Source organism: Mediterraneibacter gnavus ATCC 29149, from assembly GCF_008121495.1.
GTDB lineage: Bacteria > Bacillota > Clostridia > Lachnospirales > Lachnospiraceae > Mediterraneibacter > Mediterraneibacter gnavus.
Genome location: NZ_CP043051.1, coordinates 2,600,749 through 2,623,134 on the forward strand (window position 1 = coordinate 2,600,749; position 22,386 = coordinate 2,623,134).

25 protein-coding genes are annotated in these 22,386 nt (G+C 41.2%); 7 read left to right on the forward strand and 18 right to left on the reverse strand.

Features of this window, described 5'->3' with window-relative positions; genetic code table 11:
* Positions 1-35: 35 nt before the first annotated feature.
* Both FXV78_RS12860 and FXV78_RS12865 read right to left on the reverse strand, forming a co-directional pair.
* Positions 36-950: an IS3 family transposase gene (locus FXV78_RS12860; protein ID WP_004842223.1), complete on the reverse strand. Its 915-nt coding sequence runs from the start codon at positions 948-950 to the stop codon at positions 36-38.
* Positions 947-1,231: a transposase gene (locus FXV78_RS12865; RefSeq protein ID WP_004842221.1), complete on the reverse strand. Its 285-nt coding sequence runs from the start codon at positions 1,229-1,231 to the stop codon at positions 947-949. The genes FXV78_RS12860 and FXV78_RS12865 overlap by 4 nt, the downstream gene beginning before the upstream one ends.
* A gap of 190 nt (positions 1,232-1,421) precedes the next feature.
* Between FXV78_RS12865 and FXV78_RS12870 the strand changes: the two genes are divergently transcribed.
* Both FXV78_RS12870 and FXV78_RS12875 read left to right on the forward strand, forming a co-directional pair.
* Complete coding sequence (locus FXV78_RS12870) at positions 1,422-4,349, forward strand: phage tail tape measure protein (protein ID WP_004844827.1); 2,928 nt, start codon at positions 1,422-1,424, stop codon at positions 4,347-4,349.
* A 2-nt stretch (positions 4,350-4,351) separates the two neighbouring features.
* The gene (locus tag FXV78_RS12875) at positions 4,352-4,747 is read left to right on the forward strand and encodes a hypothetical protein (RefSeq protein WP_004844828.1); all 396 of its coding nucleotides are present in this window, start codon (positions 4,352-4,354) and stop codon (positions 4,745-4,747) included.
* Here the strand turns inward: FXV78_RS12875 and FXV78_RS12880 are convergent.
* From FXV78_RS12880 to FXV78_RS12955, 15 genes are all read right to left on the reverse strand, one after another.
* Positions 4,713-4,910: a hypothetical protein gene (locus FXV78_RS12880; protein ID WP_005335835.1), complete on the reverse strand. Its 198-nt coding sequence runs from the start codon at positions 4,908-4,910 to the stop codon at positions 4,713-4,715. The genes FXV78_RS12875 and FXV78_RS12880 overlap by 35 nt on opposite strands.
* A gap of 247 nt (positions 4,911-5,157) precedes the next feature.
* Positions 5,158-6,534 carry a virulence-associated E family protein gene (locus FXV78_RS12890; protein WP_044930255.1) on the reverse strand — a complete coding sequence of 459 codons (1,377 nt, stop codon included), beginning with the start codon at positions 6,532-6,534 and terminating at the stop codon, positions 5,158-5,160.
* Positions 6,446-7,084, reverse strand: a complete 639-nt coding sequence (locus FXV78_RS12895) for a CHC2 zinc finger domain-containing protein (protein WP_003021647.1) — start codon at positions 7,082-7,084, stop codon at positions 6,446-6,448. Before FXV78_RS12895 ends, FXV78_RS12890 begins: the two co-directional genes overlap by 89 nt.
* 62 nt (positions 7,085-7,146) lie before the next feature.
* Positions 7,147-8,682, reverse strand: coding sequence for a plasmid recombination protein (locus tag FXV78_RS12900; protein ID WP_003021645.1), 1,536 nt, complete (start codon positions 8,680-8,682; stop codon positions 7,147-7,149).
* Positions 8,683-8,863: 181 nt separating this feature from the next.
* Positions 8,864-9,247, reverse strand: coding sequence for a hypothetical protein (locus tag FXV78_RS12905; RefSeq protein ID WP_003021642.1), 384 nt, complete (start codon positions 9,245-9,247; stop codon positions 8,864-8,866).
* A 61-nt stretch (positions 9,248-9,308) separates the two neighbouring features.
* Positions 9,309-9,878, reverse strand: coding sequence for a DUF6560 family protein (locus tag FXV78_RS12910; protein WP_039960226.1), 570 nt, complete (start codon positions 9,876-9,878; stop codon positions 9,309-9,311).
* 366 nt (positions 9,879-10,244) lie between these two features.
* Positions 10,245-10,691, reverse strand: coding sequence for a hypothetical protein (locus tag FXV78_RS12915; RefSeq protein WP_003023134.1), 447 nt, complete (start codon positions 10,689-10,691; stop codon positions 10,245-10,247).
* A gap of 28 nt (positions 10,692-10,719) precedes the next feature.
* Positions 10,720-11,100 (reverse strand): hypothetical protein, encoded by a 381-nt coding sequence (locus FXV78_RS12920; protein ID WP_003023131.1) that lies wholly within the window; start codon positions 11,098-11,100, stop codon positions 10,720-10,722.
* Positions 11,101-11,389: 289 nt separating this feature from the next.
* Entirely contained in the window at positions 11,390-12,139 is a 750-nt protein-coding gene (locus FXV78_RS12925; protein WP_003023129.1) for a hypothetical protein, read from the reverse strand.
* Between the two features lie 286 nt (positions 12,140-12,425).
* Positions 12,426-12,995, reverse strand: coding sequence for a DUF6560 family protein (locus tag FXV78_RS12930; protein WP_040351222.1), 570 nt, complete (start codon positions 12,993-12,995; stop codon positions 12,426-12,428).
* Positions 12,996-13,329: 334 nt separating this feature from the next.
* On the reverse strand, positions 13,330-13,806 hold the full coding sequence (locus tag FXV78_RS12935) for a hypothetical protein (protein ID WP_003023125.1): 477 nt from the start codon (positions 13,804-13,806) through the stop codon (positions 13,330-13,332).
* Positions 13,807-14,020: 214 nt separating this feature from the next.
* On the reverse strand, positions 14,021-14,329 hold the full coding sequence (locus FXV78_RS12940) for a hypothetical protein (RefSeq protein WP_003023123.1): 309 nt from the start codon (positions 14,327-14,329) through the stop codon (positions 14,021-14,023).
* A complete protein-coding gene (locus tag FXV78_RS12945) occupies positions 14,307-14,555 on the reverse strand; it encodes a hypothetical protein (protein ID WP_003023122.1) in 249 nt (82 codons plus the stop codon). The genes FXV78_RS12940 and FXV78_RS12945 overlap by 23 nt, the downstream gene beginning before the upstream one ends.
* A 109-nt stretch (positions 14,556-14,664) precedes the next feature.
* A complete protein-coding gene (locus FXV78_RS12950; RefSeq protein ID WP_003023120.1) occupies positions 14,665-15,048 on the reverse strand; it encodes a TnpV protein in 384 nt (127 codons plus the stop codon).
* Entirely contained in the window at positions 15,045-16,967 is a 1,923-nt protein-coding gene (locus FXV78_RS12955) for a recombinase family protein (RefSeq protein WP_003023119.1), read from the reverse strand. Before FXV78_RS12955 ends, FXV78_RS12950 begins: the two co-directional genes overlap by 4 nt.
* Positions 16,968-17,123: 156 nt before the next feature.
* On the opposite strand from FXV78_RS12955, the gene FXV78_RS12960 reads away from it, so the two are divergent.
* The 3 genes from FXV78_RS12960 to FXV78_RS12970 are packed head-to-tail and all read left to right on the forward strand — an operon-like array spanning position 17,124 to position 20,444.
* The gene (locus tag FXV78_RS12960; protein WP_050785322.1) at positions 17,124-19,031 is read left to right on the forward strand and encodes a hypothetical protein; all 1,908 of its coding nucleotides are present in this window, start codon (positions 17,124-17,126) and stop codon (positions 19,029-19,031) included.
* 13 nt (positions 19,032-19,044) lie between these two features.
* Positions 19,045-19,446 (forward strand): hypothetical protein, encoded by a 402-nt coding sequence (locus tag FXV78_RS12965; protein ID WP_004840567.1) that lies wholly within the window; start codon positions 19,045-19,047, stop codon positions 19,444-19,446.
* Positions 19,371-20,444: a hypothetical protein gene (locus FXV78_RS12970; RefSeq protein ID WP_133160494.1), complete on the forward strand. Its 1,074-nt coding sequence runs from the start codon at positions 19,371-19,373 to the stop codon at positions 20,442-20,444. Before FXV78_RS12965 ends, FXV78_RS12970 begins: the two co-directional genes overlap by 76 nt.
* Before the next feature lie 4 nt (positions 20,445-20,448).
* Here the strand turns inward: FXV78_RS12970 and FXV78_RS12975 are convergent, their stop codons facing one another.
* The gene (locus FXV78_RS12975; protein WP_105084772.1) at positions 20,449-20,733 is read right to left on the reverse strand and encodes a SymE family type I addiction module toxin; all 285 of its coding nucleotides are present in this window, start codon (positions 20,731-20,733) and stop codon (positions 20,449-20,451) included.
* Positions 20,734-20,875: 142 nt separating this feature from the next.
* Between FXV78_RS12975 and FXV78_RS12980 the strand changes: the two genes are divergently transcribed.
* Both FXV78_RS12980 and FXV78_RS18310 read left to right on the forward strand, forming a co-directional pair.
* Complete coding sequence (locus FXV78_RS12980) at positions 20,876-21,301, forward strand: phage holin family protein (RefSeq protein ID WP_039959263.1); 426 nt, start codon at positions 20,876-20,878, stop codon at positions 21,299-21,301.
* A 41-nt stretch (positions 21,302-21,342) separates the two neighbouring features.
* On the forward strand, positions 21,343-22,293 hold the full coding sequence (locus FXV78_RS18310) for a GH25 family lysozyme (RefSeq protein WP_004840560.1): 951 nt from the start codon (positions 21,343-21,345) through the stop codon (positions 22,291-22,293).
* Positions 22,294-22,386 lie beyond the last annotated feature (93 nt).

The following is a 22,386-nucleotide window of genomic DNA, read 5'->3' on the forward strand; positions in this document are numbered from 1 at the left end:
TTTAGTACAAGTTAAAATGAGAAACTTTTCCCATTTTAACCCGCCAGAAGCTCAGCCTCAGTGTGTGTTCTTTCATACAATCGTTCGAATTCATTTGGTGACATATAGTTACAATGGCTATGAATTCGTTTCGTATTGTAGAAAGCTTCCAGATATTCGAAAATCAAGCGGTATGCCTGCTTGTAATCGTGAATTTTAAAGCGGTTGAGCCATTCACGTTTGATAATCGAATGGAAGGATTCAATGCAGGCATTATCCCACGGAAATGCTTTCTTTGAGTAACTACGCTGCATATTTTCTGTTACTTTTTTATATTCCGTCGCAACGTACTGACTGCCACGATCAGAGTGAATGATCAATGGCTGGTCGATATTTCGGCGAGCTTTGGCTTTGTTTATCGTATCAATCACGCAGGATACTTCCAGTGTTTTTGAAAGTGTCCATGCTATGATTTTTCTGGAAAATAAATCCATAATACTGGTCAGATAGACAAATCCGTCTATTGTCCAGATGTAGGTGATATCCGAACACCAGACGGCATTCGGGCGGTCAGGATTAAACTGCTCAGCGAGGATATTTTGTAATTCAGTGCTGAAATCAGAATCTTTTGTGGTAATTGTCCATGGCTTGCTCCACTGGGCACGGATTCCCATTTGACGCATGTATGTACCAACAGTTCTTTCCGAAATGACTTCACCGGTTTTCCGCAATTCTACAGTGATTTTCGGAGCACCGTAGTTCTGCTTGGAATCATCATATATATCCTGTATTTTTGCTTTTACAGATTCACGGCGTTTTTCTGTATCAGAAGGCACGCGGTGGAGCCATGCACGATATCCTGAACGTGAGACACCTAAAAATTTCAACATTCCGGAGACGGAAAACCGGCGTCCAGCCTTTTGGGCAGCTTCCGTCTTCTCAGACACTTCGAGATAAATGGCTTCCGTCATTTTCCCAGAATGTTGATTGCTTTTTTTAACACATCAAGTGCATCTTGGGCATCACGTAATTCACGTCTGAGACGGGCGATTTCCTTCTGTTCATCGGATGCGTAATTACCAGAACCCCGAACAGGAATATCACCGGATTCACGGAAGTCTTTCAGCCACTTTGTTAGTGTGCTGTATCCGATGCCAAGATTTTCTGCACATCCACGTACACCGAGATCTTTATGATCTTGATAATACCGGATTGCATCAAGTTTAAATTGTTTGTCATGTTGCATTGCCATATGAGATCCTCCTTCAGCATGTCTCTATTGTACCATGTTAATATGTATTTGGAATTTCTCATTTTGGCTTGTACTATTTATATTCTAGCATCAATTACATAGAACATCTGTCAGGAATGGTAGGTGTTTTTCTTTTGTTACGGAGCAGAAATGCTCCTTTTTTTGTATCCATTTTTAGGAGGTGAGAGGCATGGCAAGCCGTATTCAGGGTATTACCGTTGAAATCGGTGGTGATACAACTAAACTGCAGAACGCCCTGAAAGGCGTGAACGGACAGATCAAGTTCACCCAGTCACAGCTTAAGGATGTGAACAAGCTGCTGAAACTTGATCCGGGCAACACGGAGCTTCTGGCACAGAAGCATAAACTGCTTGCGGAAGCGGTCAGTGAAACGAAAGAGAAACTGGCTACCTTAAAGACCGCAGCAGAACAGGCGAATACGGCACTTGCCAATGGCGAGATCTCACAGGAACAGTACGATGCCCTTCAGAGGGAGATCGTGGAAACGGAGCAGGACTTAAAGAATCTGGAAACACAGGCGAACCAGTCCGCAACGGCAGTGCAGAAAATTGCAACAACAGGTGAGAAGTTAAAGACGGTCGGGGATAACATTTCTTCTGCCGGACAGAAGCTCCTCCCGGTAACAGCCGGAGTGACGGCACTGGGTACGGCATCCGTAACGACTGCAGCCAACTTTGAATCTTCCATGTCACAGGTACAGGCAACAATGGGAATCACCAAGGATGCCATGTCAACGGTAAATGGTCAGTCTGTAAATACAATGGATACCCTTTCCAAGCTGGCAAAGAAGATGGGTGCAGAGACGGCTTTTTCCGCATCCGAGTGTGCAGAAGCATTGAATTACCTCGCACTTGCCGGATACGATACACAGCAGATGTGTGATACACTGCCGACCGTCCTGAACTTGGCAGCAGCCGGGGATATTGCCCTTGCTGATGCTTCGGACATGGTAACGGATGCGATGTCCGCCCTTGGAATGGGAGTGGACGAAGCGGAAACGATGGTAGACCAGATGGCTAAGACGGCATCTACCACGAATACATCGGTTGCACAGCTTGGCGAGGGAATCCTTACCATTGGTGCGACAGCCAAATCCATCAAGGGCGGTACGGCAGAGCTGAATACCGCACTTGGTATCCTTGCAAATAATGGTATCAAGGGAGCAGAAGGAGGTACACATCTCCGTAATATTATCCTGTCCTTACAGAATCCTACGGATAAGGCAGCCGCCCAGATGGAAGCACTTGGTCTTTCCGTATATGATTCCGAAGGAAACATGCGGTCAATGAATGACATCCTTGGTGACCTCAATAAGAGCATGGACGGAATGACATCCGCTGAGAAGTCCAACATCATCAGCACCATTTTCAATAAGACGGACCTTTCTTCCGTAAATGCCTTGCTTGCAAATACAGGAGAAACATGGGACAGCTTACAGAAGTCAATCACGGACAGCGGTGGTGCTGCACAGCAGATGGCAGATACACAGCTTGATAACTTACAGGGACAGATCACCATCTTGAAATCTGCACTGGAAGGCCTGGCGATATCTTTCGGTGAGCTTCTGATGCCGGCCATCAAGCAGATTGTCGGATGGGTGCAGAAGTTTGTTGATTGGCTGAATGGAATGAATGACGGTACAAAGAAGGTCATCATGACGGTGGCACTTCTGGCAGCAGCATTAGGACCGGTGCTTATCGTGATTGGAAAAGTAATATCTGCAGTCGGCACGATCATGACGGTTGTACCGAAGATTGCCGGAGTCATCAATACGGTAAAGGGAGCATTTGCAGCACTGAATACCACGATGCTTGCAAACCCGATCACTCTTATCATTGCAGCCATCGCAGCTCTTGTGGCTGCTTTTATTTACCTCTGGAATAACTGTGACGGATTCCGCCAGTTCTGGATCGACCTGTGGGAGAATGTGAAGCAGACAGCCGTTACGGTATGGAATGCCATCAAGGAATTTTTCGCACAGGTGTGGGAAGCAATCAAGACCATCTTCTCGACCGTATTTGAAGTGATCAAGACACTGGTGACTACTTACTTTAATCTGTATAAAACCATTATCCAGACGGTTTTCAATACAGTAAAGACAGTCATCACAACTATCTGGGAAGCAATCAAGGGTGTATTTACTACAGTTTTCAATGTAATAAAAACACTGGTGACAACGTATTTCAATATCTACAAAACGATCATACAGACAGTCCTGACCATTATCCAGACAGTCATTACAACGGTATGGAATACGATAAAAACAGTCATTACCACTGTACTGAATGCAATAAAGACAATCTTTTCCACGGTATGGAATGCAATCAAAACCATTATTAGTGCCGTGGTGGGGGCAATCAAGGGACTGATCACGGGAGATTTTACTGCGGTCAAAAATTCCATTACTACCATAATGAATACGATCAAGAGCACGATCTCCACCATATGGAATACCATCAAGTCGACAATTTCAACAGTGCTTGGTGCAATCAAGGGTGCAGTTACATCCGTATTCTCCGGCATCGTAAATGCAGTGAAGAGTGCAATGGGAAATGTGCTGAATGCAGTAAAGAGCGGATTTGCCAATGTGAAAAACCATATCACGGGGCTTGCATCACAGGCATTTACATGGGGCAAGGATCTGGTCATGGGAATCGTAAACGGAATCAAGAGCTGCATCGGTGCAGTCGGGGATGCAGTAAAGAGTGTGGCAGACAAGATCAAGTCATTCCTTCACTTTTCCGTGCCGGATGAAGGTCCGCTGACGGATTATGAATCATGGATGCCTGACTTTATGGGAGGTCTTGCCAAGGGTATCGAAAAGAGCCGAGGCATGATCCAGAAGGCGGTAAGCGGTGTATCTTCCGATATGGTGGTCAGCCCGAAGGTCAGCAGCATGGAAAGCATGACGGGAACAGGGACGGCAGCACAGCCGGAGGGCATTTCTGGGATGCTTTCTGCAATTACTTCTGCGGTTGAGAATATCAGGACGGACAGCGGTGACATTGTCATTCCTGTGTACGTTGGCGGTACGATGCTTGATGAGGTCATTGTTTCGGCACAGCAGAGGGCAAACTTAAGAAGCGGGGGCAGATAAAAATGGCATATATACAATATCTTGTTTTCAATGAAAAGCCTCTGCCGATGCCGGATTCCTACGATATCGGATTGTCAGATGTCGAAGCGGACTCCGGCGGTGAAACAGAGGCGGGAACCACACAGAGGGATGTAGTAAGGACGGGAGTGGCTGACATTTCCGTCTCTTTTTCCGTGTCCCCGAAGTGGCTCAGACTGCTGACGGCATATTCCAAGATGCCGAAGATCGCAGTGAAATATTTTGACACGGAAACACTGGAACTGAAAGATGCAGAAATGTATATTACAGGATTTAAAGCAAAATTAGAAAAGGATACATCTGAAAGCTTTTGTCAAGGGGGTGCGTGGATATTTTTCATATTACTTACGCAGATTCTCTCTCTGCTTCTGCCTGAATAATGCGTTTCAACCTGTCCTCCGCAGTCAAACCGCTACTATGGTCAAAAAACACTTTGACTTTATAATTTGTTTTGCCTTGCTTAATCACAAAAACTCCATCCGGTTTGTTTTTCTCCGAATGGTTATTTGGGGTGGGTAGTGTACTGTTCACAATATTTGTCATACGATATTCCTCCTTGAATGAAAAAGCCCGACAAGGAAAGGTCTGACAACGAAGTTCCGACAACGGACATCAGAAAACCTTTTTTCTTTATCGGGCGATACTATCTTTTTACTATTTCCTTTTTCTTTATAATATTGGTTGTCATGGTTGTCAGAGAGGGAAAAGTGCCGCAATATCAAGGCTTTCGGGATTTTTGCCCGACAACCAGACCGACAACCGGCTCGACAACCGAAGCGACAACGGGCTTTTATTTTTGCTTCAACCATTCTTCCGGAAGTCCTAACTGTTCCATTTCCTCTGTCGGGATTTCTTGAAAACCATCCATGCTGTTGTCAGGCTCGTTGTCATTCCTGATACGCTCCCAGCCCTTTTGTCGGCGGTAAGGCTCTGGAAAATACCTCGGATTGCTGAACGCCCTCCAGCCTGTGACAGCGTTATTCATAATGTCGTTGATCTCTCGCAGCTCCCATTGTTTCGGTTCGTCATAATCATGCCCCAGTGCTTCCTTGTAAAGCTGCTTAGAGCAGACTATGCTGCCGGAATAGCGTTCCAAATAGTCTAAAATCTGTCCTGCCTTTGTGTCCTCCGGCATAAAGTCCTTTTGGTGGGCTTTCAGATAAGCGTTCATAGCCGGACTGAATCTCAGACGGAAATTGCCACTTCTGTAAATCTCCATAGCTTCTGCCCACATCTGATTGATATACTCTCTGGAAGCCTGTTCATCTGCCAAAATATGAACCTCAGCCCTTTCAGGATAGACCATAACCGGAACGAAGCGGCGGTTGCCTGTTCGGTCAAGGGGAAGAAAGTCAAGGGTATTAGAAGAACCTCCAAACACACATTGTCTTTTTCTGTCTGCCGGATGTGTTTCATAGGGTATCTTATAGGTTTCCTTTTGGCGGCTCAGAAAGGACTTGATTTCTTCAATGCTCTTAGCGTTGGCGGTTGCAATCATTTCCGACATTTCAATAATCCAATGCCCCTGCATTTTGCGGTACACATTTTCATCATCCAGCTTTTTCAAGTCATCAGAGAACCAGTCATCATTGACCGCAAGCAAACGGAAGAAAGAGGACTTTCCGGCTCCCTGACCGCCCACAAGACAGAGCATAACCTCAAATTTGCACCCCGGCTTAAAAGCTCGTGAGATAGCACCCAGCAGAAACAACTTCAATGCTTCATAGGTGTAATCATCTGTATCAGAACCGAGAAAGCGGTGCAGACAGAAGCGTATGCGTTCTGTTCCGTCCCATTGCAAGGCATTGAGAAAATCACAGACAGGGTGGTAACGATTTTCATTGGCAATAACCGCAACTGCGTCTATGATTTTCTTCTCTACGGTCAATCCATAGTTTTCTTCAAAATATAGGAGCAGATATTTCACATCCACATCCGTCAATGTCGGGCTGTCACGATACCAACCGAGGGGCTTCACAATGTCGATTCTTTCGGTCAGAAGATTTTTTCGGATAGCCCCTTTCAAAAGTGGGTCATATTGCAGAACACGCTTATAATTTGCGGCAGTATTATAAACCTTACCTTTCTCGCTCTGCTCTAAGCTGTTTCGGATTTCTTCTACTGTGCATGGTTCTGTCTGCTGACAGTTCTGCAATTCGCTGTTCAAGTTTTAACACCTCCTTTCTCTGTTCTGCCACAAGTGCTTTTCGTTCCTCCAATGAACCATACAGAAGAATATCAAGTAGATATTCGATATAGTTCTTCTTATACAGTGCTTCTGCAAACATAGGATTCCATTCCTCATCCGGCTGTTTAGGAGCGTATTTCTTTTCCCATTCTCTAAGAAGATGAAAATAATCCGTCAGCACCTTGTAGCAATGATTTTCTCCTTTTTGATACTTCTGTTCCGGTGTCGGCTCACGAATACGAGGGCGGACACTGGGCTTTTGTCGGCTGTCATAGTTAAGACCAAAATCTTCAGCAAGTTTGACAGCAGCTTCCCTCAGCCCGATACCGAATAGCTTCGCTGTCAGATCAACAGCGTCTCCGGTTGCTCCGCAGCCAAAACAGTAATAGCGTTCATCCAGCTTCATACTGGGGGACATATCCGAGTGAAACGGACAGCACGCCATACCTGTGCGACCCACTTTCAAGCCATAGGCTTCTGCGGCTTGTCGGGCAGTAACATTTTCTTTTACAATTTCAAATACATTCATGTGACTCCTTTCCTGAAACGAAAAAAGCACCTGTCATTTTCAAAGTGAAAACAGCAAGTACCTTAGAGTTCCATATCCTGTTTTTTGCTTTTCTCCGGAATTGTTCGGCTCACTTCACGCTCTGCCATTTCTTTCTTCTTGTGGCTCAACTGCTCTATAATGGAACTTTTGGCTTTCTTCTTGATTTGCTCCGTTCCGGCTTTTTTGACCTCCGGTTTCATCAGCGTGGTTTGGATTTTCTGAATGGTTGATTTCATAGCATTTGTGATTCTGGCAATCACTCCATCCAATCGTTTCACTGCATACTCAACTTCTTTCTTTGAAGCCTTACGCTCAGGGGAGAGAACCCATGCCTTAGACTGCTCCACCAGCTTAATATCCTCCTTGTGCGTTTCCAGTTTCACAGTATCAGCAACGACCTCAACCGCCTTGTCATAGGCAATATCGGCAACCTCATCCACCAGAGCTTCCACATCCTCAATCTTCATCGTGAGTTCTTCCAATTTTTGCTCCTGTGCTGCCAGTTGCTCCTTTTGCTTGAAAATAATGTAGTCCTGTTTTTCCAGATAAGCACGACCACCATATTCCGGTTCTTCTTCCAGTTGTAAGCCGTGCTTTTTCGCCACATCAAACAGCAGCACTCGGCAAGCTGAATCGAAAGTCATCTTGCGGTTGTTTTTTCTTCCGACCGGCTTCTCCGGTTCCGGCAGTTCAAACCCCAGTGCTTCCAAAGCCTTTTCCTGTTGTGGGGCAATCTCCCCATATTGATTTTCACAGTCGAACACATGACGCTCGTGAATATGAGGGGTGCTTTCATCCAAGTGCAGCGCCCAATTCAAGATATGGACATGAGAACCGAAACGCTCATTTACGATTTCCATAAATTCTGTGACGATCTCAATGAGCAGTTCCGGCGGAACATGATTGTCAAGTGTTCCAATCTGATAGACCGTTTCCTCTGGACAGGTCTTTTTGCTTTTGAGTAAATCTCCGGTTTCCTTATTTCTTTCAGGGTGTCGGTTCTTCACATTTCTTTCGTTCTGTCCGGTTACAAAATCACGATACCGCTGACGATAAAAAAGCTGTTCCACATCTTCAAAAGTGGCAGACAGCTCATTTTCCTTTTCGGAATTTTTGAAATTGCGGAAGCCATTGTAACAGTCCCAATAGAGATTTTGTTTGGCTCGCTCTTCGTCAATGTGTTCGCTGTTGGCAATGTCAAAACTGCGGTCATTGTGCTTCGGATTATAAACGCCATTCTTTCCGGCTCGTCCATTGTGCCTTGTTAATTTCACATGAATTCCTCCTTTTCTTTTTGATTTCCCCGACAGGGGAGAAGGGCAGCGAAGCTGATTCCTTGCGGCTTTCTGCGTCAAGTAATACCCAGTATTAAGTGGCGAGACGCCACTTAACTGGGCAAGGCTGCCGCCCTTGACCTGCACAGGGGTATTGCATTCCCTGTACCCATGCACAAAGGGTTGCACCCTCTGTACTCCCGCCCGAACAAACTGACTTCGCCCCGTCCCAAGCTCCGTCAGTTCCTTCGGTTTTACAAAACAGTCCACCGGACTATTTTGCAAAAAGAAAAACCGACGCATGATCGCTTTACGCTCAATACATCGGTTTCTTCATCTGACCTTAACGTTCATATTCAGTTGTGGCAGATTACGGATAATCTGCAAATGGATAAACAAAAACGACCAACTATGTAGCTGATCGTCCTTGCGTGGTTGCCTTAAAAAGTAGTTGATAAACACCCTACTCTTGAAAAGCTCGTTGTCATTTACATCTATTATTTTTGAATAGAAAAATTCCTTTATAAATGATAAAAGGAATTGAACCGATTACTCCAGCAAGTGTATAAATCGGGAAAGTAACAAATCCAATTATAATTTTAGGTGCGATAGGAGTTAGCCATTTCTTAACTAAACCACTATAAAAAATCAAACCTGTTGGTATTCCAGCAAAAAGCAATCCAAAAGAAAGAATACTTCTTGTAAATCCTAATGGTTCAGGAACAGACATATTTTGACTTGTCCAAAACGCAATGTACTCAGGGTCACTAAGTTGATTCATTTGATTAAGTGCTACAAAATAACCAAGTACACAACCAATAATTAAAAATAAACATATAAGCAATATTTGTTTCAACTCTTTTTTCATATTTCATCTTCCTTTACGGTCATATTCAGTTGTCTAACATCGTACTGTTATAAAATCTATGTCATTTACGATTTTTCTTATGCTGATTTGCCCAGTAAGATTTTACAGGGATTCTTCTTCTTTTTATGTCCTCCATAAATTCTTCTTTGTCAATATTACTATCAATGGTAAATAATTTTTCTCCATTTACATATACACGCATAGAACCTTTCCTTCTCTCGCAATAGGTAATATCTTCAAAGTGAAAAGTTCTCTTTCTGCCAAAAGTTGAACGCCATGTGATTTCATCTTCATCCACTTCCAGTTTCCACATAATCATATTCAATGAGCCTATAAAAAACACAACAAATGCAATGCCAAATACCAAGGGAGGAAATATATCATCCTGTTGGATAGCACTTGCTACAGTACAACCTCCTGTAAATAAAATTCCAAAAACAAATATAATAGTCAATGTTTTCTCTGTTTTTATTGTATAATGCGTTCTAATTATTCCCTTTTTCTGTTCTTCCTCTCGTTCTTTAGCTCTCTTTTGTTGAAGATTTACAAGATATTTCAAAAGAAGAAGTACAACTAAATAGGGGCCTATTTGTGTAATTATATTCAAACACATTCGTAAAAAATCATTCATTTTTTGCCCTCCATAGTTCCAGCTATATAAAAATGATTGTTTGAAATCGAGTATTAAAAACCTCAATTTTTCATATCTCATTATACTTCATCAACTTAAAGAATGGAAGAAAAAATTTTGTGTACAGAGTTCCTGTTCAAGCCTTGTAACGCACATTTCTGCAAAATCCATAGTCCCCGATACTTTCCTCACGGGTGATATACAGTCGGAATTCTGTCAGCTCATGAAATAAGAAAAACCGACGCATGATCGCTTTACGCTCAATACATCGGTTTCTTTATCTGACCTTGACGGTCATATTCAGTTGTGGCAGATTACAGGTAATCTACAAATTTCCCAAAACAAAATAGGATATTTATTTTTATTCTATTCAACTACATACCCATATTCTGTGTGTGGTAAATACCTTACAGTTATCTTATCTCCTAAATCGCTACCTGTTCCCCAATATTTTAATGAATGTTCTTCTCCAGTTTTCTCATCTCTAATATGTATTCTTCTTTCACTATTAGAGTTTTCTCCTGACATTGCACCTTGTGTAACTTCTCCGGTAACTTCAACTAAATTGTTAGATAGTAAATAAGGTATATCCAAGCAACAAGGAACAGTTATAAATATACCGAGAATCAATAACCCAACAACTGCCATCACATTGATTATTTTTTCCCATTTTTGATATTTTATTTTTTCTTCTTCATTGACAGCCTTTCGTTTTATAAACTTCCCATTTTTCTTTCTATGCAAAACATACATAATTAAGACTATAAATGATACTATAATCACTCCAAAAGTTCTAAACATCAATAATGCCATAAATTTGTACTCCTTTCAAAGCGACACGCTATTTATTAACAGCTTTATCAGCTAATCTTTTATCTCCCCATGGCGTTTTCAGCATAGGCTCATTATCAATAATTCCTGCTCTTAAAATTTCAAGGGGTTTTTCTAATTGTAAGATGTTTTTATTATCTATAATAATAGCAGTTTGAAATTCCTCAAAACTTTCAAAAACTCTGTCTTGAAATATAAAAGATATATTTTCTTTACATTCCTCTGCGTTAGCAGGTAAAACACAGGAACCCATCACATATTTTTTCTCATTATAGGAAAACTCAATAAGAGTAAAAGCCATATCATTATCATAATCAGACTTGATAATTTCCATTAGATCTTTTGCTTCAATAATGAGCGTTGGCTTTTCATTTTTCTTAAAACCAAACATGAATAACACCTCCAAGAATTAACTTTATCTTATTTTTCATTATACTTCATCAACTTAACGAATGGAAGAAAAAATTTGTGTGCAGAGTTCCTGTTCAAGCCTTGTAACGCGCATTTATGCAAAATCCATAGTCCCCGATACTTTCCTCACGGGTGATATACAGTCGGAATTCTGTCAGCTCATGAAATAAGAAAAACCGACGCATGATCGCTTTACGCTCAATACATCGGTTTCTTCATCTGACCTTGACGGTCATATTCAGTTGTGGCAGATTAGCCAATTTGAAAAATTACTCTGGCACATCTACTGAATAACTTAGATTGTTTCCTCTCTTGTCGCTCTTTAAATCATCATAATACCATAGATACATCGTTCTGTCATATACATTGATTTCAATAACACCATCTGGCTTTTGACCTTCTACTTCTAATGAGTAAATTTCCTTATCATGTGCATAGCCAAAAACAAATCTGGTATCTGGATAATTTGGATTCAAGTCCTGTTGAAAATCACTTAATTTTAAAGATGAACGAATTAGTTCTGTAATATCAGATATAAGAATGCTATCCGCTTTAGTTGTAACCGGTGTAGCATTCATAAATGCATATTGTACACTTGCTTCCTCCACCTGTTTTTTGCAGCGTGCCATCACAAAACCTTGAACGGGATCGTTATCGCTTCCTGCCCGATAGAAAATAGTATCATACTGTTTGCCATTCCATATATGCAATATTTCATCAACATGATTAAGAAAATCTTCTGGAACAGAAAATTCTTCATTTTCAGCATTCAAAGGAGAATTCAAAATAGCTTCTTCGACAGAACTATAATATATGAGTTCAGAATCCTTTTTATCGTAATCACTCAAATTGAATTCGACATATGCATTGTCTTTATTGTCATCTTCCGGAACATAAGTATAACGACCATTTTCAATATGGTCATCATAATCAACAAACAGTCCAATACATATCAGCGCTGCAAAAATCAAAAAAACTATTCCTACAATGATTAGCAATATTTTCAAAAATTTTTTCATACAAAAGTCCACCTTCTTGCTTCATTTCAGTAAATTATATCATACCGATATGAACAATTCAATTCACGCTCTATCAAGTAGTTTTTTACTTACCTATAACGCACATTTCCGCAAAATCCATAGTCTCCGATACTTTCCTCACAGGCGATATACAGTCGGAATTCTGTCAGCTCATGAAATAAGAAAAACCGACGCATGATCGCTTTACGCTCAATACATCGGTTTCTTCATCCGACTTTGACGGTCATATTCAGTTGTCTAACATCGTACTGTTATAAAATCTATGTCATTTACGATTCTTCTTATGCTGATTTGTCCAGTAAGGTTTTACAGGGATTCTTCTTCTCTCTATATCTTCCATAAATTCTTCTTTATCGATATTACTATCAATGGTAAATAGCTTTTCCCCATTTACATATACACGCACAGAACCTTTTTTTCTCTCGCAGTAGGTAATATCCCCAAAACGAAAAGTTCTCTTTTTTCCAAAAGTTGACCGCCATGTGATTTCATCTCCGTTCACTTCCAGTTTCCACATTACCATATTGACTATTCCGCTTATGCCTACTAAAAAAAATATTCCAAATATACAAATGACAAACATATCTTCTTTTTCCCTAAGACTCATAGCCGTACAACAAGCAAAAAATATTGTACCTACGATAAATGCCACGACAAGGAATTTCTCTGTTTTTATTATATAATGCGTCCTTATTATTCCCTTTTTCTGTTCTTCCTCTCGTTCTTTAGCTCTCTTTTGTTGAAGATTTACAAGATATTTCAAAAGAAGAAGTACAACTAAATAGGGGCCTATTTGTGTAATTATATTCAAACACATTCGTAAAAAATCATTCATTTTTTGCCCTCCATAGTTCCAGCTATATAAAAATGATTGTTTGAAATCGAGTATTAAAAACCTCAATTTTTCATATCTCATTATACTTCATCAACTTAAAGAATGGAAGAAAAAAATTTGTGTACAGAGTTCCTGTTCAAGCCTTGTAACGCACATTTCCGCAAAACCCATAGTCCCCGATACTTTCCTCACGGGTGATATACAGTCGGAATTCTGTCAGCTCATGAAATAAGAAAAACCGACGCATGATCGCTTTACGCTCAATACATCAGTTTCTTCATCTGACCTTAACGGTCATATTCAGTTGTGGCAGATTACAGGTAATCTACAAAAATTATTTTTTCCATATAACTTCACCACAATGCGGACACTTTTTGGGAATGATTAAATTGCTATTTTCATATTGAATTAAAGATATTTTCTTATTCTTGCGGTCACAAATATCTTTAACTTCTTTATTTACAAGACTACCTCCTTCTTCTCCTAAATATCCCAAAGTAGTCTTATACCATGGAAATTTTCCTTTACATACAGGGCATTTCCATAAAAACAGGAAAATGTATTCAAAAAAGAAAGACACCAACCACATCAAAAAGGTTAAGAAAAATATGACTAAGCAAACAAGTCTAATATAATTAGGCAACACTCCTTTTATAGGCAACATTTCTTTTAGGAAAACCGCAATCCCCCCTATAGCAAGTGATGGCACACAAATATATGGCAAAATACGAAATATTTTTTTATTCACTATACTTATCTTGTTTAATGAAGAAATATTTTTATATACAAATTCTACCTTACTTTTTTCCATATATACTGCCTCCCGAAAAGCTCACTTCTAAAATTATCTTTTGTCTATTATACTTCATCAGCCTAAAGAATGGAAGAAAAAATTTTGTGTACAGAGTTCCTGTTCAAACCTTGTAACGCACATTTCCGTAAAATTTATAGTCTCCGATACTTTCCTCACAGGCGATAGGCAACGGTCAAAACATCAGGTTTGCACCTGACATTTTAACCGCATATCAGCCCTGATTATCACAGTATCCCTGCTGGCTGTTCAGCCCATGCTTTTTCGCATATTCACTGGCTTTCTGTCTGCGTTCCTCGCTGTAAGGCGGCAGGAAGCGGATAGACAGACGGAACTTTGCCAGCACATAAGAAACACCGCCTTGAACATTGGATTTTTCCAGTCGGCAAAGGTCAGGGTACTTCTTAGCAAAAGCAGCCAACCTCTTTTTCAATCCGGCGTTGTGGGTGTAGATATTTGCCTTGTCCTCGCCCTCATTAAAGAGAACGATTGTTTCTTTCTCAATCTTCGTCAGTCTCGTCATAGCAGCCCTCCCTACGGTTTTTCAACACCCTCAGCCTGCGGTAAAAGCAACGATACCACCTTTCAACACCCTCAGCACTCAGCTTGACGGAAAGCATATAAAACAGCTTCTTCGCCACCGGATCGGGTGCAAGGGCAGCCACCATACGCAAACGCTCGACAGTTGCTTTCAGGTTCGGACAGCCAAAGGCATAAAGGGCTTCCATTTCATTCCGGTTCATCTTCATTGTGTTTTCCTCCTTAAAGTTTGATAAATGAAAAGCGACAGACACTTCATAAGGAAATACCTGTCGCTTCGTTGACGATATAAAATTGTTGGTTTTGGACTTGATAAAATCAGCAGTAAATCATTTCCTGTCTGATGATTTCTTCGGCTCGGTTACGGATAGAGTTCATGGACTGTACCCACAACATCTGATTGTCTGCTTTCATGGTTTCGGTCACACCCTCGGCTTGTTTCATCTGCTCAATGATAAGGCTGCACCTTTCCGCTGCCTGTTTGTTCAGGTCAGCAAGGTAAGTATGCAGTTCGCCGGATAAACAGAGGGCAGATAACCTTGCAGGGCGGTACTGCTCCAAATATGTCCTGTGCAGTCTGCCCCACATACCGATAGGGCGGTGTTCCTCCGGCAGCTTCAAGTCCGGCACATAGTAATCGCCCACAAGAACATAGTCCAGACCATTGCTTTCATCATGGATTCGTGGTTTCAATTCTGTCATGCTATTTTTTCTCCTTTCACTTTTTGCCGATTTGATTTGCTTGTGGCGTTCTGTTCAACACACACATTGCTATCAGAGCTTTTTTCTTCTGCTATACGCTCATGCTCCGCAAATTCTTTTGATTTCTCACGAATCTTTTTCATATACTTACGATTGGATTCTCGTTTTCTGCGAAGTCGTTCCGCCTCTTTTTCAGCAGCAATCCTTTCTTCCTCGGTTGGTTCATGCTGCTCCACAGGTACTTGAAATTGCCCGACATAGTTAAGATATATCTCCACCTCTGTGGTGCGGTCTGCACCTTTTCCTTGTGGCTCGTGAACCAGAATTTTGTCGATAAATTCATTTATCATGGCAGGAGTAAGTTCTGTAATGTTCTCATACTTTTTGACCAGCTTTAGAAAACGCTCCACATTATTTTGACCGCCTATAATCCGTTGCATATCAGCGGTGTCAGTCTCAATAATCTTGTTCAGCTCGTTCTGCTCATTTTCATAATCAGTAAGCATACTCTGAAAAAGTCTGTCCGGCAATCTTCCAATCACATTATCTTCATAGATTTTCCTGATAAGCATATCCAGTTCGTGAACTCGCTTCTGATTTCTTTCAATGCGGTTTTTTACAGTTTCAGAAACAGCAATATCTTTCATCGCCGATTCTTCTTGCAGAGAATAGACAAACTCCTGCTCATTCAAAGAAACATAATGGCAAGTCTCCTGTATGGTTTTCAGAATGATGCTTTTAAGTGCTTTTGTTGAAATATGGTGGCAAGTACAGTGACGATCATACTTCTGATAAGCAAGATTATAAGTGGAACATTCATAACAATCTGCCGGATTGGAATAACTTGTCCTTTTTTCGCCTTTGGCAGTATAGTATATTCTTTCTCGCCCTTTCCGCTGCCTGTGATTATACATCGGCGCACCACAATCAGCACAGTAAATCTTTCCAGTCAGAACATTAGGCTCGCCCATAGGATCTGCTTTTCTTACATTCTGTCTTAACTTTTGAGCAAGCAGCCATGTTTCTTCATCGACAATAGGCTCTTGTGTATCATCAAAAACCACCCAATCTTCCTTGTCTGCCCTTTTCGTCTTTTTGTCCTTATAGGAATTTTTGAATGTCCTGAAGTTGACAGTCTTTCCGATATACTCTGGTCGGGCAATCAGAGTAGTAACCTGATTTCCTCGCCACATATACGGATTTTCTTTGTCATAGTTGCTTGCATGATTTCCAAGTCCCTTTTTTCCAAGATAATAAGACGGTCTTTCTATTTTTTCTTCTGAAAGTTCTCTTGCTATCTGATAAGGTCCTTTTCCCTCAATAGTCATGCGATAAATTCTGCGGACTACTTCAGCAGCTTCTTCATCAATAATCCAATGGTCGGGGTTTTCGGGGTCTTTCAAATAGCCGTATGGTGGGATATTACTTGTATGAGCGTTGCCGGAAGAACCTCTGGATTTCAGTACAGCTTTAATTTTCTTACTTGTGTCCCTGACAAACCACTCATTCATGATATTCAGAAAAGGGGCAAACTCACTGGTTTCTTGACGGTCACTGTCAATACCATTATTGATTGCTATAAATCGAACTTCCTTTTCTCTAAACAGAATGTCAGTGAAAAAACCTACTTGCAGATGATCTCTGCCGATTCTGGACATATCCTTGCAGATACAGGCAGTGATTTCTCCGTTTTTAACACCTTCAACAAGTCTGTTCCATGAAGGTCTGTCAAAGGTCGCTCCACTCCAACCATCATCGGTAAAATGAACAAGATTCGTAAAGCCATGTTTTATAGCATAATCTTCAAGCATTTGCTTTTGATGAACGATACTGTTACTCTCTCCAGCATTATCATCATCACGAGACAGTCTTTCATACAAAGCAGTAATGCCATTGCTTTTATCTTTTTTTCTTCTCATGCTGAACTCCTTTCTTCAATTCCTATCCACTCCTTACGCTCACAAAATATCACATCTTATAAAGGATTGTGGAGAGTGGATTTTACCGTGAAAGAGTTCTAATGGATGTTTACTTTATGGTAAATGATTTTATTTCTTTTGATGGGAGGTGTTACATTGTATCCTGTGAGTGAAGCATTCCTGCAAGCTGTGCAGGAGAACACAAGGGAGTACCGATGGACCGGAAAAATTACGACAGCAAAGGGGGTAACATATGAGTTTGGTCCTGAACAGATTGTAAAAGGCAGCGGTTATATCACAAGGTCATGTTGTGGAAATAATGAGATAGAACTTGGATCAGTGTATGCATCAGAGATGAAAGTGACATTATTTTTGGATGTTGATCGATATTCGATGGAAAATGCTTGTATGGAACTTTTTTATTCTATAAAGTTGCCAGACAGAAGCTGGGAGAAGATTCCGATGGGAATTTTTGAAATTAGTGAGGCAAATCGCAAAATTAAGATGATTGAACTGGCGGGATATGACTATATGCTCAGGTTTGAAAAATCAGTAGCTATGGATTCATCCAGTGGAACACCGTATGAATTCCTACATTTTGCTTGTGAAAAATGCGGCGTGGAAATGGCTCAGTCGGAAGCAGAGATTGCTGAATTACCGAACGGAACAGAACTGCTTGGAATATATCCAGATGGAAATGTGGAGAGTTATAGGGATTTGATTTATTATGTGGCACAAGTGCTTGGCTGTGTCTGCCAGATTAACAGATCTGGCAAGCTGGAGCTAATAGCTTATGGTAATCAGCCTGTGGCGGAGTTTACAGCAAGACACAGGTTTTCCAGTTCCTATTCAGATTTTGTGACAAAGTATACGGCAGTGTATTCAACAGATGAGGTAAATGCAAAGTCTGAATATTACTGTCTGGATCCGGATGATGGACTGACAATGAATTTGGGAATAAATCCACTTCTGCAGTACGGTATGCAGAAAACGAGAGAGGAAATCATAACAAATATTTTGAATGCCATTTCTGTGGTAAATTATGTTCCTTTTGATTCGGAGACAATCGGTAACCCAGCATTAGATCCGATGGATGTGGTACGATTTTCAGAAGCACATGCGGATGATAAGAAAATTAGTTGTATTACAGGAATTACTTGCCGGATTAATGGAAAACAGACATTAAAAGGGGTAGGAAAAAATCCACTTCTTGCATCATCAAAGAGTAAGGCTGACAAGAATATAATTGGACTTTTAAACCAAGTAGAGGTAAGTAAGTTCGTGATTTGTGCTTACGAGAATGCATCGGAGTTTGTTATTGGAGAAGAAGAAATTCGAATTGTGAATGTAACCTTCGCTTCGATTGAGTCTACCAGTGCAGTGTTTTTAGGAAATGTAAACTGCGTGATAAAGGCAGAGGATGAAACAGCGATGGAAAGCTACACGGTGAGCCATCAGGTGCCGATAATAGACAGCATTGTTGAACGTGCAGCAGCAATCGCAAAACAGACTGCGAATGGGATATCAGGAGATGCAGAAATATCTATTCCAGAGATTTCCTATGAAATGATTGAGGAATCAGTGGAAGTTCCGGTAATTAGGAAAAAGTATCCAGTTGTCCGATTCAAGTATAAGCTGGATGATATCTGGCTGGAGGATTACACCCCATTGCAGAAAGCTGTGGATGGAGAAAATATTTTTTCTATGCTATATCCACTTGGAAATTTAGGAGCAAACAGCGCAAAACAGTTAGAAGTGTATATGTCTGTTTCTGGGGGTACGGCTACGGTGGCTCCAGCAAACTGTAAAGCAGCAGTATGCGGATCAGGCATTGCAAGTGGATATACCGAATGGGATGGAAAGATTGTGATGGAAGAGCGTATTAATGCATTTACAATGGCGGAATCTGTTATGAATATGAAACTGTTGAGTGATTCTGTGGCAATTTCCATGCAGAAAGAAAACGTAAAGGATTATTCTGATCGGGTGGCAGTATTTATTATGAAAAATTCAGCTATGTCAATGCAAGGAGTAACTGGAGATATAGAGCTTTTGAAAGAATGAAGGGAGAAGAGGAATGTTAAAAGGCAAAACAAAAATTGAACTGAAGGATGTGCGTACAGGTAATGTGGATGTTGTTGAAAAAGATAACATGGTGACGAATGCACTCCAGTATATTTTTAATCCGCTTGGATATATTAAATCAGCAGATCCGATGCTGACGGAAAAGTATGTGAATTTTTATAAAACATTAACTGGTGGTCTGCTACTTTTAAATAAACCTTTAACCGCAAATGTAGATAATCTGTATCTGCCAAGGGATGTGCAGTGTTTGATAAACAGAACAGTTCGAATCAGACGATTCGTGGCAGTTATAATGCAACAGAGACAGAAATTGATGTTGTGGACCGAAAAATTAAGTATGTGTATGATTTTGATACAGCAGAAGCCAATGGCACGATTGCTGCTGTTGCGCTGACACATGCTTATGGTGGATACGGGAATCGGGGAACGGATACAGATCCGGTGAAGGGACTGTATCCGTTTTTTACAAATATTGGAAGCGGACTTTTGAAATATACTGGAGGCAGCAGTGGTATTAATGCCTATGACAGAACAACTGCCTATACAACATATGGAAATGGATATCGATGGATTATTAAGATAGACGCGGAAAACGACAGTGTGTATTATTTTACAATTATGAATACAAACTCAGTTAAGATAAGTCGGTACAGGGCAAACATCAATACAATTTCAATGTTTGAAAACCCAGGGGCATCAAGGACCTTGCTTGATGAGCAGACCGTTTCTTTAAGTACTGCTATCAATGTACAGTATTTTTCTTACAATTATGAGGAAGAGACGGATAGGCTCTATATTGTGACAGCATCCTCAAATTATGTTTCCAACAACGGAAGTTACATTATTACGGAAGTAGATCTGGCAAACGAAAATGCGGTAAAGCAGTATGTGATGACGAACAAGACTGGAGTATCGGCAAGAATCGGGTACAATCGGTATGACACTTACTGTTATGAAGGATATATTTACTTTAAAAACAGCAGTCTGAGTGATCATCACTATTATAGGCAGCAGATAGGAAATTCCGCTAATGTAAAACAGCTTCCAGAATCGGCAGCTCTGAGAGCGGTATATCCAATGCTGGCAAGGGATGGAAAGCTTTATCTGGAAAATCCATCAGGGTATTCAGGAACATATGCCCTTTATGTTGTGGACACAGATTCTTTTACGATGAAGTACCCAGAATCCTATGGATTGTATGATTCTAGTTACAGACAGTATGTTCCAGTGAGGGGAGTTCCGATGACATATTACCTGACAGGTGGATCTGGAAACGGGACATTTGCTATGAGAACAGACTATCTGGCAACCATTAATAATCTGGATTCGCCTGTTGTCAAGACGGCAGACAAAACTATGAAAGTAACGTATACATTGTCAGAGGAAGAATAGATTTCTATTGATTATAACAATCTGAGTTTTCAGCAACTTTTAAAGTTTCTAAAATTGCAGTTTGCTTTTTTATATTTTTTTCAAGTTGTGTATATGTGAGCTCATGTTTTTCTTCAGATGTTAATGGGCGAATGATAATTGCATTATCACTATATTCTACTGCAACGGTATCGCCTATGGAAAAACCTATTTTTTCAAGCCATTTTCCTTGCAGTTGAATTTTTGGGACGTAACTGTAGTGATTTCCGGAATAGCGGCTGGCATATTGGATTTTGGTATTTTTCTTCATATTTTTAATCTCCTTTTGGTTATTTTGTTGTAGTCTATTAATCACTCATAAATGCCAAAATAGCAACTTAATTTAATAATTTTTTTGATTAGTGGTTTCTGAAAAGGAGACCACTTTTTTTATGGAAAGAGAGGTAATGGAAATGAAAGAGTTTTGGAATGCAATTCAGTTTGTATTCGCAGCAATCGGAGGATGGCTAGGGTACTTTCTGGGAGGTTGTGACAGTCTGCTTTATGCACTGATTGTATTCGTGGTCATTGACTACATCACGGGAGTTATGTGTGCAATCAGCGATCAGAAGCTGTCCAGTGCAGTCGGTTTTAAGGGAATCTGCCGTAAGGTGCTGATTTTTCTTATGGTCGGCATCGCAAACATTCTTGATGTATATGTCATCGGGACGGGGAGCGTTTTAAGGACGGCAGCCATTTTCTTCTACATCTCAAATGAAGGAATCTCCCTTCTGGAGAATGCGTCCCATCTGGGACTGCCTGTTCCGGCAAAGATCAAAGCCGTGCTGGAACAGCTTCATGACAGGTCGGAAGAAGACAAAGACAACGGGGAAGGGTAGCACCTTCCCTCTTTTATTACAAAGAATTGGAGGATCATATTATGGGTCAGAAATTTGGAATCGATGTAAGCCATTGGCAGGGCAGTTTTGACTTTGCAAGGGCTAAGAGTAAGGAAGGCGTGGAGTTCGCAATTATCAAAGCCGGAGGTGCTGATGCCGGACTTTATAAGGACAGTCAGTTTGAAGCAAACTATAAGAAATGTGAGGAATGCGGGCTTCCGAAGGGCACATATTTCTATGGGAATGCCGGAAGCGTGGCAGATGCAAAGAAAGAGGCAGAATACTTCCTTTCACTGCTTAAGGGAAAGAGATACGAGTACCCGGTCTTTTATGACGTGGAAGGAAGCATGATCACAAAGAATGATAGGAACACACTGACACAGATTGTAAAGGCATTCTGTTCCGCAGTGGAAGCTGCCGGATACTGGGCCGGTATCTATTCGTCCGAGTCATTCTTCAACAGCGAGATGAATGACGGGGAGCTTACCCGTTACAGCCACTGGGTTGCAAGATGGGGTAAAAGCAAGCCGGCCCCGGCAAGCGGTGCAGAGACACAGATCTGGCAGTTCGGAGGGGAGACAAACCTTATCCGAAGCAACAAGATCAACGGTCAGTCCTGTGATCAGGATTACTGCTATGTGGATTTTCCTGCGAAGATCAAGGCAGCCGGACTGAACGGTTATGCCAAGGGCAGCAGCACACCCGCTCCGGCGAAGAAATCCAATGAGGAGATCGCATCCGAGGTGATTGCCGGAAAGTGGGGCAATGGTGCTGAAAGACAGAAACTGCTCTCTCAGGCCGGATACGATTATTCCGCAATTCAGAGCATCGTGAATAAGAAACTCTCCCCATCCAAGAAATCCGTGGATGAGATTGCAAGGGAGGTCATTCATGGTGACTGGGGCAACGGAACAGAGCGTAAGAACAGGATCAGTGCTGCCGGATATGATTATTCCGCAGTACAGAAAAGGGTAAATGAACTCCTGAAATAAGGATAAGGCTGATGGTCTGTAATGGCTGTCAGCCGTATTTTTTTCAGTTTATGCCAAGGAAAGAAAGGTGAAAGGTATCCGAGAAAACACTTG

What these genes read in the sequence shown, in the direction of transcription:
- FXV78_RS12920 (WP_003023131.1), bottom strand. Translation starts at nt 11,100, where the DNA reads ATGTTTGGTTTTAAGAAAAATGAAAAGCCAACGCTCATTATTGAAGCA.
- FXV78_RS12955 (WP_003023119.1), bottom strand. Translation starts at nt 16,967, where the DNA reads ATGAGAAGAAAAAAAGATAAAAGCAATGGCATTACTGCTTTGTATGAA.
- FXV78_RS12925 (WP_003023129.1), bottom strand. Translation starts at nt 12,139, where the DNA reads ATGAAAAAATTTTTGAAAATATTGCTAATCATTGTAGGAATAGTTTTT.
- FXV78_RS18310 (WP_004840560.1), top strand. Translation starts at nt 21,343, where the DNA reads ATGGGTCAGAAATTTGGAATCGATGTAAGCCATTGGCAGGGCAGTTTT.
- FXV78_RS12975 (WP_105084772.1), bottom strand. Translation starts at nt 20,733, where the DNA reads ATGAAGAAAAATACCAAAATCCAATATGCCAGCCGCTATTCCGGAAAT.
- FXV78_RS12915 (WP_003023134.1), bottom strand. Translation starts at nt 10,691, where the DNA reads ATGGCATTATTGATGTTTAGAACTTTTGGAGTGATTATAGTATCATTT.
- FXV78_RS12870 (WP_004844827.1), top strand. Translation starts at nt 1,422, where the DNA reads ATGGCAAGCCGTATTCAGGGTATTACCGTTGAAATCGGTGGTGATACA.
- FXV78_RS12875 (WP_004844828.1), top strand. Translation starts at nt 4,352, where the DNA reads ATGGCATATATACAATATCTTGTTTTCAATGAAAAGCCTCTGCCGATG.
- FXV78_RS12895 (WP_003021647.1), bottom strand. Translation starts at nt 7,084, where the DNA reads ATGAATGTATTTGAAATTGTAAAAGAAAATGTTACTGCCCGACAAGCC.
- FXV78_RS12900 (WP_003021645.1), bottom strand. Translation starts at nt 8,682, where the DNA reads ATGCGTCGGTTTTTCTTTTTGCAAAATAGTCCGGTGGACTGTTTTGTA.
- FXV78_RS12945 (WP_003023122.1), bottom strand. Translation starts at nt 14,555, where the DNA reads ATGAAGATGAACCGGAATGAAATGGAAGCCCTTTATGCCTTTGGCTGT.
- FXV78_RS12865 (WP_004842221.1), bottom strand. Translation starts at nt 1,231, where the DNA reads ATGGCAATGCAACATGACAAACAATTTAAACTTGATGCAATCCGGTAT.
- FXV78_RS12940 (WP_003023123.1), bottom strand. Translation starts at nt 14,329, where the DNA reads ATGACGAGACTGACGAAGATTGAGAAAGAAACAATCGTTCTCTTTAAT.
- FXV78_RS12980 (WP_039959263.1), top strand. Translation starts at nt 20,876, where the DNA reads ATGAAAGAGTTTTGGAATGCAATTCAGTTTGTATTCGCAGCAATCGGA.
- FXV78_RS12905 (WP_003021642.1), bottom strand. Translation starts at nt 9,247, where the DNA reads ATGAAAAAAGAGTTGAAACAAATATTGCTTATATGTTTATTTTTAATT.
- FXV78_RS12880 (WP_005335835.1), bottom strand. Translation starts at nt 4,910, where the DNA reads ATGACAAATATTGTGAACAGTACACTACCCACCCCAAATAACCATTCG.
- FXV78_RS12930 (WP_040351222.1), bottom strand. Translation starts at nt 12,995, where the DNA reads ATGAATGATTTTTTACGAATGTGTTTGAATATAATTACACAAATAGGC.
- FXV78_RS12860 (WP_004842223.1), bottom strand. Translation starts at nt 950, where the DNA reads ATGACGGAAGCCATTTATCTCGAAGTGTCTGAGAAGACGGAAGCTGCC.
- FXV78_RS12935 (WP_003023125.1), bottom strand. Translation starts at nt 13,806, where the DNA reads ATGGAAAAAAGTAAGGTAGAATTTGTATATAAAAATATTTCTTCATTA.
- FXV78_RS12910 (WP_039960226.1), bottom strand. Translation starts at nt 9,878, where the DNA reads ATGAATGATTTTTTACGAATGTGTTTGAATATAATTACACAAATAGGC.
- FXV78_RS12965 (WP_004840567.1), top strand. Translation starts at nt 19,045, where the DNA reads ATGTTAAAAGGCAAAACAAAAATTGAACTGAAGGATGTGCGTACAGGT.
- FXV78_RS12950 (WP_003023120.1), bottom strand. Translation starts at nt 15,048, where the DNA reads ATGACAGAATTGAAACCACGAATCCATGATGAAAGCAATGGTCTGGAC.